9 protein-coding genes are annotated in these 14,584 nt (G+C 55.2%); 4 read left to right on the top strand and 5 right to left on the bottom strand.

Going from position 1 to position 14,584, the window contains the following annotated elements; all coding sequences use genetic code 11:
- Positions 1–51 precede the first annotated feature (51 nt).
- Positions 52–972 carry an AraC family transcriptional regulator gene (locus QRN61_RS16055; RefSeq protein ID WP_285374159.1) on the top strand — a complete coding sequence of 307 codons (921 nt, stop codon included), beginning with the start codon at positions 52–54 and terminating at the stop codon, positions 970–972.
- On the opposite strand, the gene QRN61_RS16060 is transcribed toward QRN61_RS16055, so the two are convergent.
- The 4 genes from QRN61_RS16060 to QRN61_RS16075 form a co-directional block, all read right to left on the bottom strand.
- A complete protein-coding gene (locus QRN61_RS16060; RefSeq protein WP_285374160.1) occupies positions 969–1,718 on the bottom strand; it encodes an SDR family NAD(P)-dependent oxidoreductase in 750 nt (249 codons plus the stop codon). The genes QRN61_RS16055 and QRN61_RS16060 overlap by 4 nt on opposite strands.
- Positions 1,719–1,858: 140 nt before the next feature.
- A complete protein-coding gene (locus QRN61_RS16065) occupies positions 1,859–3,703 on the bottom strand; it encodes a GldG family protein (RefSeq protein ID WP_285374161.1) in 1,845 nt (614 codons plus the stop codon).
- A 4-nt stretch (positions 3,704–3,707) separates the two neighbouring features.
- Positions 3,708–4,433, bottom strand: coding sequence for an ABC transporter permease subunit (locus tag QRN61_RS16070; protein ID WP_285374162.1), 726 nt, complete (start codon positions 4,431–4,433; stop codon positions 3,708–3,710).
- Positions 4,430–5,353, bottom strand: coding sequence for an ABC transporter ATP-binding protein (locus tag QRN61_RS16075; protein ID WP_285374163.1), 924 nt, complete (start codon positions 5,351–5,353; stop codon positions 4,430–4,432). Before QRN61_RS16075 ends, QRN61_RS16070 begins: the two co-directional genes overlap by 4 nt.
- 245 nt (positions 5,354–5,598) lie before the next feature.
- Here QRN61_RS16075 and QRN61_RS16080 point away from each other — a divergent pair, with 245 nt between their 5' ends.
- The gene (locus tag QRN61_RS16080) at positions 5,599–6,546 is read left to right on the top strand and encodes a hypothetical protein (protein ID WP_285374164.1); all 948 of its coding nucleotides are present in this window, start codon (positions 5,599–5,601) and stop codon (positions 6,544–6,546) included.
- A gap of 37 nt (positions 6,547–6,583) precedes the next feature.
- Here QRN61_RS16080 and QRN61_RS16085 read toward each other — a convergent pair whose 3' ends face one another.
- On the bottom strand, positions 6,584–9,772 hold the full coding sequence (locus QRN61_RS16085; protein ID WP_285374165.1) for an ATP-binding protein: 3,189 nt from the start codon (positions 9,770–9,772) through the stop codon (positions 6,584–6,586).
- Positions 9,773–10,006: 234 nt separating this feature from the next.
- Between QRN61_RS16085 and QRN61_RS16090 the strand changes: the two genes are divergently transcribed.
- A complete protein-coding gene (locus tag QRN61_RS16090; RefSeq protein ID WP_285374166.1) occupies positions 10,007–10,873 on the top strand; it encodes an EAL domain-containing protein in 867 nt (288 codons plus the stop codon).
- A gap of 39 nt (positions 10,874–10,912) precedes the next feature.
- Positions 10,913–14,542 (top strand): transporter substrate-binding domain-containing protein, encoded by a 3,630-nt coding sequence (locus tag QRN61_RS16095; protein WP_285374167.1) that lies wholly within the window; start codon positions 10,913–10,915, stop codon positions 14,540–14,542.
- Positions 14,543–14,584 lie beyond the last annotated feature (42 nt).

Genomic DNA, 14,584 nt, shown 5'->3' on the forward strand with positions numbered 1-14,584 from the left:
AATCATGATATAAATTCGCCAATACTTTATTCATCGTCCAAAAGGCTGCGTATGGATCCTCTTTCCGACGTCTTATCTTTATTGAGAATTCGTAACTATCATTCCGCCTCACTTTCATTGGGCGGCGACTGGGCTTTTAACTTCCCTATCAGAGAAGGCATCAAATTCACTGCAGTGGTTAAAGGCAACTGCTGGTTACAGGTCGAAGGTGAGCCGACACCCCAAAAACTTCTCCAAGGTGACTGCTTTTTGATGACACGCGGCGTGCCTTTCACTCTGTACAGCGACCTTTCGCAACCGGTTCTCGATTCGGATGGCTATTTTCTAACCCTGGCAGCGGATGAACTTGCCCTCAATCATGGCGGCGATGACGTTCAACTGGTCGGTGGCCGCTTTGACTTCACGGGGATACCCACCCAATTACTCCTCGGCACCTTGCCCTCTCTGGTTCATGTACAAGGTAACGAGCCTCAGGCGTCAATTCTGCGCTGGGCACTGGAGCGCTTTACCTCCGAACTGCATCATCAGCGTCCGGGCCGGTCGCTGATGAATGAGCACTTGGCGCACATCATGCTCGTCGAAGTCCTGCGTACCCATCTGGCAACGCTGAACAGCAGCGGTATCGGCTGGTTTTTCGGCCTGGCCGATCGCAATCTCAGCCTTGCATTGGGCGCGATGCACGGTAACCCTTCGCACCGCTGGACTGTTCAGGACCTTGCGCAGTTGGCCAACATGTCGCGCTCGGCGTTTGCGCTTCGCTTCAAGCAAGTAGTTGGCAGCGCGCCAATGGAATACCTGACCCACTGGCGGATGTTGCTTGCCAGTGATCGCCTGAAGAATTCCAGCGACTCGGTATCGACCATCGCCTTTTCCTTGGGTTATGAATCCGAGAGTGCTTTCAGTACCGCTTTCAAGCGTGTGATGGCTCAATCGCCACGCCATTACATGCGCGGGCATTCAACTCCGGATTAGTGCAGTCCACCACCGATGATCAGCAGTTCGCCAGTGATCCAGCTGGCGTCTTCCGAAGCAAGAAACGCAACGGCAGGAGCAATGTCTTCAGGCTGGCCGATGCGGCCCAGCGGCGTGATGGCTTCGATTTTTTTCCGAAATTCATCTTCGAAAAAACCGCTGGCATGAACGCCTTCGGTCACGACCAGGCCCGGGTTAACGGAGTTGACCCGGATCTTTTTCGGCCCGAGTTCATTGGCGAGGGTCTTGGTAATCGCGTCAACTGCGCTTTTCGACGCGGTATAAACCGTCGAATTGGCAGGCGTGAACGAAGTCACACTGGAGCTGATGTTGACGATACTGCCGCCCTGAGGATTGAACACCGCTACAGCCTCCTGGGTGCAGCGGATCAAACCCAATACGTTCAAGTTGAACTGCCGGTGGAACTCTTCTTCGGTGATTTGCGCCAGAGCGCCTGTGGCATAGACACCGGCATTATTGACCAGGATATCGAGATGGCCGTGTTCATGAACAATGGACTTGAACAACGCCTTCAGTTCCAGCGGATCGGCGACGTCAGCCTTGATTGCAGAAGCTCGTCCGCCTGTTTCAAGGATCTGTGCGACAACCCGATCTGCTTCTTCCTGGCTACGGGTGTAATTGACAATGACGGTTGCACCGTCGCCGGCCAACTGTTTGGCGACGGCCGCGCCAATGCCTTTGGACGAGCCGGTGACCAGCGCGATTTTCTTGTGCAGTTTTTTCATGATGAATGATCCTCTCTGGCGTCGATCAGATGGTGCAGGAGAGCAACTCTCGCCTGACTGAATCCAGCTTATGGACGTTGGCCTGATCCAGTAATAGTTGGCACTCCAGAATAGTTTTGCCATCGTCCAGACTTTAGATCTCAGGTCTTTTTGCGCGTCCTGACATGCCAGCGCCACAGGACAAATGAAAGAAACAGAAACGAGATCAACAACGGCACCAGCACAATGTTGATCAACCGCAACACCTTCCCCAACCGCTCTACTTGGGTATTGAGCTGCAGCGCCACTTCGCGCATTTGCTGCTCAAGTGAGGTTTTTTCGGCTGTGAACCTGTCGACTGCCTGCTTTTGTTCGGCCGTCAAAGGCAGGTTCGGATCACGCCCCTCGGCAAGTAACGTCAACTGTCTTTCAGTCGAGTCCAGCGCCTGCTGCAAGTTGCTGTTCATCTGCCGGAAACGTGTCTGCGCCTGCTGTTTCAATTGTTCAATCACGGTGAATGTACGGCTGTAGTGACCGCGAGAGCGCAGGCTGATCAACGCGTCCGAACCGGACAGGCTATCGAGTGCATTGAGTACGAAGGCCGCGTTGTCAGCCCAGGGTTCCACCGCAAGGTGTTCACCTTGTGACTCGACATCGGCCCACAGGTTGTTGCTCAGCAGATCGGTGTCCGCTACGACAACGACATTGATCTGATCGCTATGAGTAAGGGCTTTGTCGTCCGGTTGATGCACAAATGCCGATTCGGCAGCTCCTTGAATCCGTACGGCAATCATGTGGGCTTCTGCTGAGGGGACGAAGGACCTGGCCAGCTCGGCTGGGTCCTTAAGGTGGTCGAGAATCGAGGTCTCGACCAGCATGGTTTGCTGCGAACTGTGCAGCAGCGGCGTGAGTGTGGTTTTCGCTTCTTGCACGGCATTGAGAATGCCGCTAGTGGACAGGGTAATACTACCGAGACCCGCAGTGATGACATCCTCAGGGTTTATAGCGCCGGATGTCAGCTTCAGGGCCGTTGGTTGCCATACGGGCTCAGCCCCCCCCTGTTGCAGCAAGACGAACTGACCGAATTCGCCATCGCCCAGTATTCGTCCCGGCAAAAGCCGCACGCCCCAGGCTTTGAGCAAGGGCGTCAGATCCGAAGATTTGTCCTTGCTGGGGATACCGAAATACTGGTCACCACGATCCCATTCGCTATAAGGATCCACGAACACCAACAGCCGCCCGCCCCGCAGCACGAACTGGTCGACTGCTCGCAGCGTGGATTGCGCGAGATGCTTGGGATGAACCAGCATCAAGACCTTCAGGTCCTCGGGGATTTGCTCTGTTTGCGGCGCCAGTTCCTGAACCTCGAAGACTTTGCGAATTTCCTGCGCGATCAACCATGGCGCCTGACGCTTGCGAGTCTGAGAATTGAAACCGCCCATCAGCGGCAGTGTCGAAATCAGACCGATTGATGGACGTTGTGGCCGCGCCAGCGATTGCAGGAGACGACTGACATCGTACTCAAGGAACGATTGCTGATTGAGCACAAACATCGGAATGCTGGCGTGATGATTCTGCCCGTCGACCATGGCCAGACCAAAGAACACCGGGGCAGTGCCGGCGCCAAAGTCCAGCGGTTCCAAGCCCAACTCGGTAGCCTTCACCTCCTGCTCAGAAAAAGCGACCGGGTCGATGACGTGCAGCCGTAAACGTTCATCCGATACGCGTTGATACTCCTGCAGCAATGCTTCGACCCGTGCGGCGTAGCTGCGCAACACCACAATGTCCTTCGCCGCCTGGCTGGAGAAATACAGATAGAGATCGACCGGTTCCTTGAGATCCTGAATGATCTGACGGCTGCCGGCACTGAGGGTGTACAAACTCCGTTCGGTGAGGTCCAGGCGCATGTCCGACAGGCGCGGCGCGATGTCCAGGTTGATCAACCCGAATAACCCTGCGATCAGCGCAAGCCACAGACACGTAGAGACGAAGCGGTTGAACACCATGGCATCAGGTCGCCTTCTTCAGTTCGACCGTCAGTACGGTAATGGCCAGCCAAGCGATGATCTGGCTGATGAAATACAGTAGATCTCTCGGCTCGATCACACCTTGAGTGAGGCCACCGAAATGCGCCATGACACTCATGGACGCCACACGATCCAGCCAGTACACCGACACCCATTCGCGAAACAGGTCGAGAATCACGGAGGAGCCACAGGCGATAAAAAACAGACACACCGCAGCCCCCAGCAGAAACGCAAGCAGCGGACTTTTGGTCAACGCCGACGTGCAACCGCAGATCGCTAGAAAACTCCCCGCCAACAAGGCGCTAGCCAGGTAGCCACAAAGAATGGCCCCGTTGTCCGGTGCGCCCAGGTAATTGACCGTCAGGACCAACGGGAACGTCAGTAAAAGCCCGGCAATGGCGATGACCCACGACGCGAAAAACTTGGCCAAAACCGCACCGGGCACACTCACAGGCAGCGACATCAACAATTCAATGGAGCCTGATTTGCGCTCTTCTGCCCACAGGCGCATGCCCAGTGCAGGCAGCAGCAAAATATACAGCCACGGCAAGTAATCGAAAAAAGGATTCAGATCGGCTTGATTACGCTCAAAAAATCCGCCGCTGTAAAACGTGCAGATACCGCTGAGCAACAAAAAAGCAACCAGATAGATGTACGCCGTCGCGGTGCCGCAGGCACTGCGCAGCTCACGGTTGAACACCGCCCTCATGGTCGGCTCTCCCGCGTCAGTGAGCGGAACACTTCACTCAAAGAGCCGCGTTCGATTTCCTGACGAAAGACGTTCCAGCCTTTTGCATTAATCAGACTGTTGATCTGCGGAACAATCACCTGACCGGGGCGAGCCAGCACCCTCACACTATTGGTGACATGATCCCTCTCGACTCCTGCAACCCCGGGAAGAACGGCCAGAGACATCAGGTCCAGTGGTTGTTTGGCGAACAATGTCACGGCTTGGTGATAGCGCGATCGGCTCTCCAGTTCTTGCGGTGTGCTGTCGGCCAGCAACTTGCCTTTGTTGAGTACCAACGCCCGACTGCACAAGCTTGTGACCTCCTCCAGAACATGCGTCGAAATGAGCACGACCTTGTTCCGGGCCAGTTCCTTGATCTGCTCACGCACCCGGTGCTTTTGATTTGGATCGAGCCCGTCAGTAGGCTCATCGAGAATCAGGACAATAGGGTCGTGCAGAAGGGCCTGGGCAAGTCCTACACGGCGCTGAAACCCCTTGGACAGGTGTTCAATAACCTGCCCATACACTTCCATTAGTTCAAACCGTTCCAGCATGGCCGTCACGCGCTGCTTCTTTTCACGTCCACTGTAACCGCGCATATCAGCAATGAAACCCAGGAAACCCTGCACCGTCATTTCGCTGTAGCATGCATTACCCTCGGGGACATAACCGATCAGCCGCTGGACATGCCGTGTGTGACGGCGAATGTCCAGGCCGCACACTTTTGCGGCTCCTGACGTCGGCGAGACAAACCCGGTCAGCATCCGCAACGTGGTGGATTTACCCGCTCCGTTGGGCCCCAACAAACCAAGTACCTCTCCCGCTTTTACGTGAAACGACAATTCGTCCACAGCAACGGTACCGCAGAACCTTTTGGTCAATCTGGCTAGTTCGATCATGACTTCCACAACAGTTGAAGAACTTGTTTCACCGTGGGCCGCGGTCCACCAGTGACGATGAGAAGTACGATAACCGCACGCAAACGGCTATAGAACAGCGCATCTGTTGAATCCGAAAAGTCTTAGGCTCATGACGATTTATCGTTGGCCAATTACGGATTATCTGACAGGGTCAAAGAGGCAAGCTGCGTATTCTGCGAGTCAGTTGATCGGCCCCGATCATCATTGCGGAGTCATGTGAACCGATGCTATTGCGAACGATAGAAGTGCCTGATGCCCAGGGTGAGCTGCACAATGCCCCACTGCTTTGCGGTTTTCTGGCGACTCATAACGATCAAATGTTTCTGCTCTACAGCCTGAATGAAAAGCTGCATGACGATTTGGTCCGGGTGTACCTGACGGCCATCGAGAAGGACGCTGACAGCGTCAGAATGTGCAGCGCGACGGCCGATGACTTCAAATGTGCCGCCCAAGCGCTTAAGAGCGTTCTTCGTGATGCCAACTCAAGTGACGGGCAGCAGACCGACGATTCCTATCGCATCGTCGACCTCAGTAAAGCCGACTTCACCTGCACCCCCACACCCACCCATCATAGTTTGAAAATCAGCGAGGCCTGGTTGCTGAGGTTGTTGGAATTCAGCCCCAGCGGCGTGGTAAACGATGGTGATCGGCCTGTAACCGTCGATACACCCGCCGTTGCGGTACAGGCAGTCAAGGCAGAACTCAATCTGAGCCTGCAGGGTACGGAATATGGCCTGGCCACCCCGACGGCAAGCCCTTACCAAAGGCCCCACCTCGAAGCCATGCAATCGTTGCTCGACAAACTTTCTCCAACGTCCAGGTCGAGCAATATTTCAGCCGACAGACCGGCACCCTCGACCCAATTGACGGCCGTAGCAGCGGTCAGTGCCGAAGCCATACAAAGTGAATTGCAAGCGATGCCCGAAGAACAAAATATCCGCGCGCGCGCAGATCAGAATCTCAAGACCCTGCTGGCCAACGTCCAGGCGCACACTGCAACCCTGCTTGGGAAGTACGCCCGACTCGAACAGCAGCAGCGTCAACAAGAGCAAAAGGAGCGCGAGTTATCGCTACGCGAATCGTCAGTCCTTCAGCGGGAGCAGGAGCTGATGGAAGGGATTACCGCGCTGCTCGCGGCTGAAGAGCAACTGAACAGCCTGATCAATGCCTGATTGGCGGGCAGTATGAAGCCCGGTGAGACCTGGCCTGTCAGCTCCGGGATTGTATGCCCTGCGCCTTCAGCGCGGCCTCGAGGCGCTCGATAAAACCGCTGATGGCCGTGGTCATGACGCTTTGCTCAGTATCGTGAATCGCGGCTTCCAGCGATTTGCTCGACGCTATCAGGGATCTCGACCGGGTCACTGCCAGCGCGCTGCGAATACGGTGCAGCAAGTGCGTAATGGCGGCCGTATCGTAGCTCTGTGTCGCCCTTTGCAAGTCGTCCAGATCTTGGCGAATGATTTGCGCGAACAACGTGCGCATCTGGTCGGGTATCTGCAACTGATCCACTTCAGGAACCGTCTCACGCTCCTGAGCGGCAGGCTGCCCGGCCAGCTCCTTCAGACAGAAATACAGCCCCTCGATCGAAACGGGCTTGCTCAACCAATTGTTCATCCCCACCCGAATACAGTGCTCGCCCTCCTCGCGCAAGGCGTTGGCAGTCACTCCGATGATGGAGAGTTGAAGATCAAGCTTGCGCACTTCTTCAGCCAGGGCATAGCCGTCCATGACCGGCATGTTGACGTCGGTCAGCAGCACGTCGAATTCCTGTTTTTCCAGTTGTTCGAGAGCTTCCCGCCCGTTGGGCGATACAGTCACCGTGCAGCCGATATTCTCCAATTGTTCTCGCATTAACGTCTGATTGACCGGGTTGTCTTCAGCCAGCAGCACTCGCAGTCCCAAATCCCGGTTCGCAGGCTGATGCGCATACGGATCGGCCTGGGGTATTTCACCGGTGATCGCCATTGATACGGCTTCAAGGATCGCCATGACGCTGTGTTGATTGACCAGTATGTCTTTACCGATGCATTCGGGCACCAGGTGAAAATCATGCCGGGCAAACACGGTCGCCGCAGACCATTCAGGTTGCAGCCCACTCTGCGACATCACCTCCACCACGGCGTCTGGGGTTTGATCCTGTGGGTCATCCTGAATCGATGTGTAGGCACCGTTATGTTCCAGCCAAGCGCACAACGCGTCGGTCAGTTCGGGGAACGGGCTGCGCACCTCAACCAGTTTGCCGACCAGATGCTTAAAACGCGGACGGCTGTCCTGCCCTTCAATCCCGTCGACCCACACCGACAGACTGAAGACGCTGCCTTGGCCCGGAGTGCTCTGAAGTGACAGTGTGGCCCCCATCAATTGGCAGAGTTTCAGGCAGATGGATAACCCCAGTCCCGCCCCCTTGAGCGCATGACGCTGATGGTTCACCTGATAGAACGGCTCAAACAAACGATCCTGCTGAGCCTGCGAAATACCGGGGCCGGTGTCTTCGACTTGCCATATCAGTTGCCAGCGGCCATCCGCGCAGGCGTCGCCACGAAGATAGACGCCGATGTGCCCACTGTCAGTGAACTTGATTGCATTGTTCAACAGGTTTGCCATGATCTGCCGCAAGTGAACGGCGTCACCTTTCAATCGTGCAGGCAAGCCCGGGTCGATACAGCAGTAAAGCGCGATACCTTTTTTTTCCGCAATGTCGGAGAAACTGCGCACCAGCCCTTCAAGTGTGAACAATGGGTCAAATTCAGCGGATTCCAGCAGCAATTGCCCCGATTCGATCCGGGACATGTCCAGAACATCGCTGATGATGCTCAGCAGCAGATCGGACGAACTGTCGATGGTGTCCAGGTAAGCGCGCTGCCGTGGGGTCAGCTCCGTCATTCCGAGCAACTCAAGCGTTCCCAGCACCCCGTACAACGGGGTTCTGATTTCGTGACTGACGTTGGCAACGAAGCGACTTTTCTCTTCATTGGCAGCATTCGCCGCCTGGCGGGCGAGCACCAGCGTAGCGGACGCTTCACGGTGTGCGGTGATGTCAGTGAAGGTGCACAACAGGACTCGTTCATCCTGGAAGTGAGTGGGCGCGTAACGTACGTGCAGAGCGCGCTCCGCAATGATCAGGCACCCTTCCCCTTCCTGGGGCTCGCCAGTATCGAACAACGGCCAGTGCTGCAGCAGTCTGGGGATGTCAGGCGCAGCCCCCAGCCATTCAGTGAACAAGCCGTTACAGGTCAACCTTTCATTGCCTTTGAGAACGCACAACGCCAGCGGCACGGTCTGCAACAAAGAGTGGTTGAAATCATGATTGTGGCGCAGTTCGCTGTACTCGCTGCGTGCCGGGATCACAATACGCCTGCGATACCAACTGGTGAGCCACCAGCCACCGAGTACGCAAGATGCAAGCAAACCCAGCAGCCCCGAAAGTTGCCATCTCGCGTTCCCGATCAACTGCGCGAAGCTGACGCGATACAGTGCCTGCCAACTGAGCAGTGCACCGGAACTGCGTTTTATGACCAGCCCGGAAGACGTGAGGTGAAAGCCATCTTCGTACGCCAATATTTCCGAATCGTCAGCACCGAGCAGCAGACTTCTGCCAGGCGCCATCAGATCAATGGAGTCGAAGCTCAGCGCATCGAAAAACTGGCGCTCGATACGCACACCCGCATCATCGGGGTCAAACAGGTTCACGAGTGTCGCGGCGATCAGGTTTCTGGACGGCTGCGAGACACCTTTTCCTGACTCGTGGAAGGGAACGGATACATAAGCGACCAGTTGTTCGGTGTCAGGTTCGCGGTCAGCCTCGGTAGCGGCCCAATGGACAAAAAGATCTCTATCCCTGGAAGGGTGTTTGATGAGCGTCTGTTGCACTTGGCGCAGGGCGGTACCGGCATCACGGGGTGCAGCCGGTCCATTGCCCGGCGCGGCTTCGATAGCAGGTAGCGCAATATTGATTTGCTGATCGGGGTCGAACACAAACATCTGTGGCGAGTGGGCGGAAGATTGGCGCCAGAAATCACTGTAGACATCCGCCACGCTCATGCCAACGGCGATCGCCTGATCGACCCGCGAAGCCTCGTCGTACTGGTGTTTCACGATCAGGGAAAAAGGCAGCGCAGACGGCGAAGACTGTGCAGTGTAAATCACCAAACCATTGCTTTCCTGTCTTGCGACCGGAGGGTCTGCCATGTCTTTATGGGGGGGGGTGTAGTGAGGCGTGGTACTGGCACTGATGGCCCGAAGGAGGAATACTTCCTGATCGTAGGCTCGTCCGACAAAATTCAGAAAATGGTAATTCGCTTTCACTAGTTCGCCGCGAAAAACTTTGTAGGTAACCCAATAACCGGTCGCCACAAAAAACACCCCTAGCAGCAGTGACAGGGTCAAGCCGAAGTGCATGCGCAAGGACACTTTGGCCAGTCGGCCCACAGTTGATAGGTGAAGAGGCATAAAGTCCGTGAGGTATTTATTTCGGGAAACATCAGGGGCAACATTGAGGCTTTGTGCGGCCCTTGGCACTGAACAAAAATCATAGCATGTAGGATTAGTCCTACATTGCAGATAGATCTTACTGATTATGCGCAGCAGACGGAGGCTTCATTCTAGGCGGGATTGAATGACTCCGAGGCGAACATGCCCAGCACCTCCCTGACAACTCCCAAAAACGCCGTAATTCACTGCATTTCCCCCAGCAACCAGATGCGTACCGCTCAGCGTATGGCGGCTGTTTCAGACGTGCGTATGTCGGAAGACATGGTCCGTCGAGCACTGCCCAACAAGGAGTTTTTGCCCTTCTATCAGCCCAAGGTATGCATCGACACGCACGAACTGGTCGGTGTAGAGGTACTGGCACGCTGGAAACATCCCACACTGGGGCTGATTTCACCCGCGCAGTTCCTGCCGGTAATGGAAAGGCTGGGGTTGCTGGACGAGCTGTTCAGTCAGCTGTTGGATCAGGCTTTGCGACAACGCCTTGCCCTGCTGGCCCTGGATGTGGAAATCAACTTGGCCTTCAACGTCCACCCTGTTCAATTGCAAAACGCAGATTTCACCCAGTGCATTCAGAAGTCCCTGAGTCGTCAAGGGTGCCCGGCACGTGCAATCACCATTGAGCTCCTCGAAACAGGTTTGATCACGCCCGACGGCCAGTGTTTCAAGAATCTTCTGCAACTACGCTTGATGGGCTGTGGCCTTTCGATGGACGATTTTGGCAGCGGTTTTTCTTCATTGCAGCGGTTATGTGAACTGCCCTTCAGTGAGATCAAACTGGATGCCTCCTTTCTTCGACAAATCAACAGTAATCATAAGACCCGCACCATCATTGCCAATACCATCAATCTTGCCAAAGCCATGGGAATAAAACTCGTGATTGAGGGTGTGGAAGAACTTGATCAGGTTCGTCAACTCAAGGAAATGGGCTGCAGCGTGGCACAGGGTTTCTTCTTCGCCCGCCCCATGTCTGCGGAGCAGTTTGTCCGCTATTGCCTGTGCGGACAGTAATTACTCAAAGAGTTTTCCAACAAAATGATTAATTGAATCATGCCTGTCAGAAGCAGCTTCTCTCGTGTGCTTTGTTTTCTACTTATCTTCCCTTCTTTCGGTATGACTGGCAGCGCTAATGCGGACTCGACCATCAGGCCAACTCTACTGCACCTAAACAGTCAACTGGCGCCAGAACCCCTGCGTCTTAATCTCACAGAATCGGACTGGGCCTGGCTGCGCGAGAAGAAGCATCTGACCGTGGGTGTGATTGCTAAATCTGCGTTGCCGTTCGAGGTGGTTTACAGCAATGGAAACTACGAAGGCATCAGTGCCGATGTCGTAGCCATGCTCAAACAGCAGTTGAGCATCGAAATCAGTGTCAAGCCGTTCTCCAGTCGTGAGGACGCGCTCGATGCGTTGAAAAAACATCAGGTCGACCTGATAAGCCGGGCTGGTGAATACGCGAGTGTGGCAGGAACTACCCAGCTCAGTTTGCCCTACGCGCATAACGTGCCAGCGCTGTATCGCCGTCAGAACGATGACCGTCAGACTCCCCATAAGCTGCGAGATTTGCACGTCGCAGTGGTCGGTGATTATTTGCCAGCAGAAATATTGGCCAGCCTCTTTCCGCAAGCACACATCATTAGCTACCCAAACGATGTCCAAGCCATGGCCGCCGTAGCCTTTCAAGATGTCGACCTGTACTTGGGCGATTCTTTGACTGCTCATTACTTGATAAACAACAGCTTCTTCAGTTATCTGAAGTTTGCGCGCTTCGTCAAAATCGAATCGCAGGGTTATGGCTTTGCCTTGCGCTCCGACGACCACCGCCTAATGCATATCCTCAACACTACGATGAACGCTATCGGCACGACTAGACTTGAGCGAATCGTCAAACGCTGGATCGGTTGCGGCAATATCATGCCGCAAGAGCAAGTGATACTGACTACACAGGAAAAGCGCTGGTTGGCGCAGCATCCTGTTGCACGCCTGATGATCAACGATGACATGGCCCCTTCAGCCTTTTTTGATGTCGAGGGACATTTCAATGGCGTCATTTCTGACTTATTTGAGGTCATCACCCAGCGCACCGGTCTGCGATTTGAAGTCCAGCGCGTCTCTGGCTTTCAGGAGATTCAGGACGCTTTGCGCGAAGGACAGACCGACCTAGCAATTTTGAGCCCGAGTCCTGCGCGCCAAACAGAGTTTAGGTTCACCCACCCTTTCGCCAACAGCTCATTCAGCCTGGTGACATCCACTCGCAGACAGGGCCTAACCAGCCTCACCGCACTGTCCGGGAAGCGACTGGCTATCACTCGCGGTCATGTAATGATGGATATTCTTCGCCGAGATTACCCCGCCATCACTCTGTTGACGCCCCCCAACAATCTCGACGCGATGCGCATGGTCGCCAGCGGCGAAGCGGATGCTGCATTAATGGCGCTCTCAATGGCCCGTTACTACACCGCTCGCCTTTACGAAAAGGAATTGAGGGTTTCCGGCATTCTGGACGACGAGATGGCCACCGCCAGCTTCGCCATGCGCCGCGGTGACCTCGAACTGCACTCCATCATTGACAAAGCATTGCTGAGCCTTTCACCCGATGAGTTGAATGCGATCTCCAGCCGATGGCGGGCGAACGCGGCCATGAGTGGGCAAACGTGGCGCGATTATCGTCGCGTCATCATGGAAATAGTCAGTCTGGCACTGCTGGTGTTGTTTGTTTCTGTGGTGCGTATCTTTCAGCTTCGCCGTCAGATCCAGCGACGACGCACCGCCGAAAAAGCGCTTAACGATCAACTGGAGTTTTTGCAGACGCTGAATCACGCCATGCCGGTTCCGGTCTATGTTCGCGATGATCAGGGACGTTTGCTGTCATGCAGCAGCCGCTACGAGCACATCATGAATGTAAGCGAAGCGCAGTTGCTGGGCAAAACTGCCCTGCAGATGCCGACCGAACATTTTGAGGTCGCGCAGGCGCTGCATAACAGCTACCTGCGAGCCATGGAGACCGGGCAAGCCATCGAACAACGTTACGAGGTGATTATTGCGGACAGGCCGCAGATCATCGATCACTGGATCCAGCCGTTCCGGGACTCTTCCGGCAGCATCAAGGGCGTCATCTGTGGCTGGCAGGATGTGACCGAACACCATCAACTGGTCGACGACCTCAAACGTGCGAAGGAACGGGCCGATGAGGCCAGCCGTGCGAAGACACAGTTTCTTGCAACCATGAGTCATGAAATCCGCACGCCGATGAGCGCTGTCATCGGCACTCTTGAACTGGCATTGAAACGCGCCGATCAGGGTGTGCTGGATCGTTACCACATAGACCTGGCATACACCTCGGCGAAAAACCTGCTGGAGTTACTGGGCAATACGCTGGACATCGTGCGGATCGAATCGGGCCATCTGAGTATCAGCCTGCGTCGCTGTACCCTGAAGGAAATGGTCGAGCCAGTGGCAAGGGTATTCGATGGGCTCGCACGGCAGAAAAACCTCGAACTGTTGCTTGACATCGATGCCGGAGCCACTCGGGAGGTGCTGATTGACCCATTGAGGTTCAAACAGGTGCTGTCCAATCTGGTCAGCAATGCAATCAAGTTCACTCATCAGGGCCAGGTTGCGATCAAAGTCAGCACATCGGTAGAAGGGCCACACCTGATGGGCGCGCACTTGCAGGTAACCGACACAGGCATTGGTGTCTCCGATGAAGATCTCAGTCTGCTGTTCCGGCCGTTCGCTCAGGTTGCACAATCAACCTTGAATACGCTGGGCGGCAGCGGGCTGGGGCTGGTGGTGTCGCGCTCTCTTTGCGAAATGATGGGGGGACGGCTGGAGATGCAAAGTACCTTGGGCCGTGGCACCACGGTGGATATCACCCTCATGCTCAAAGTACTGGATCCGGTTCCGTTACGCGAAGCCCCCCCACCCGATTCGCTCGAAAACGACGTCGTTCAACGTGCACGAATCCTGATCGCTGACGACAACAGTCTCAATCGTCAAATGCTGCACGCACAGTTGGAATTTCTCGGACACACTGTGACAGAAGCGTGTAACGGCCTGGAAGCCCTCGAACGCTGGCGTCAGCAAGGCTTCGATTGCCTGATCACCGATTACCATATGCCATTGATGGACGGTGTCGACCTGACTTTGGCGATACGTCACGAAGAACGGTTGCGCAACGCGAAACCGTTGATGATCCTCGGCCTGACCGCAGATGCGCAGCGTGAAGAGGTTGAGCGATGCATCAACGCCGGCATGCGGGATTGCCTGATCAAACCGGCGGGGCTGGATGTGTTGCAGGATTGTCTCGCACCACTGCTGACAGGCAGGCGCGAAAAAAAAACTTCCTCTGTAACGGTTGAGCAAGCGCGGTTCGACACCCTGTCGCCACTTATCGATATTGGGGTGAGCGATCCGGACATCATGAAACAACTGTTGGCCGAGATTTCCAGGAGTAACCAACACGACCTCATCGAACTGAGTGGTCTGCTTGAGAGTCCGGACGAGGTCGAACTCTCTCGATTGCTGCATCGCATCAATGGCACCGCGGCACTGATGAGAAATCATTACCTGGCGGAACTTTGTAAAGGGAAAACGCCGGGAGGTCCTGCGAACATGCTGGAGCGGGCAAGAATGGTCGAGCAAGAACTGCAACGGATTCAGAACAAATTGAAATTGTGATCGGTATTGAACCAGAACTTGCTGGCCATTTTCCCTTATGCA

Source organism: Pseudomonas sp. lyk4-TYG-107 (assembly GCF_030209055.1).
Taxonomy (GTDB): Bacteria; Pseudomonadota; Gammaproteobacteria; order Pseudomonadales; family Pseudomonadaceae; genus Aquipseudomonas; species Aquipseudomonas putida_A.

Excerpts from the sequence above, each read along its gene's own strand:
- QRN61_RS16055 (WP_285374159.1), top strand. The coding sequence starts at position 52 with ATGGATCCTCTTTCCGACGTCTTATCTTTATTGAGAATTCGTAACTAT.
- QRN61_RS16060 (WP_285374160.1), bottom strand. The coding sequence starts at position 1,718 with ATGAAAAAACTGCACAAGAAAATCGCGCTGGTCACCGGCTCGTCCAAA.
- QRN61_RS16065 (WP_285374161.1), bottom strand. The coding sequence starts at position 3,703 with ATGGTGTTCAACCGCTTCGTCTCTACGTGTCTGTGGCTTGCGCTGATC.
- QRN61_RS16070 (WP_285374162.1), bottom strand. The coding sequence starts at position 4,433 with ATGAGGGCGGTGTTCAACCGTGAGCTGCGCAGTGCCTGCGGCACCGCG.
- QRN61_RS16075 (WP_285374163.1), bottom strand. The coding sequence starts at position 5,353 with ATGATCGAACTAGCCAGATTGACCAAAAGGTTCTGCGGTACCGTTGCT.
- QRN61_RS16080 (WP_285374164.1), top strand. The coding sequence starts at position 5,599 with ATGCTATTGCGAACGATAGAAGTGCCTGATGCCCAGGGTGAGCTGCAC.
- QRN61_RS16085 (WP_285374165.1), bottom strand. The coding sequence starts at position 9,772 with ATGCACTTCGGCTTGACCCTGTCACTGCTGCTAGGGGTGTTTTTTGTG.
- QRN61_RS16090 (WP_285374166.1), top strand. The coding sequence starts at position 10,007 with ATGCCCAGCACCTCCCTGACAACTCCCAAAAACGCCGTAATTCACTGC.
- QRN61_RS16095 (WP_285374167.1), top strand. The coding sequence starts at position 10,913 with ATGCCTGTCAGAAGCAGCTTCTCTCGTGTGCTTTGTTTTCTACTTATC.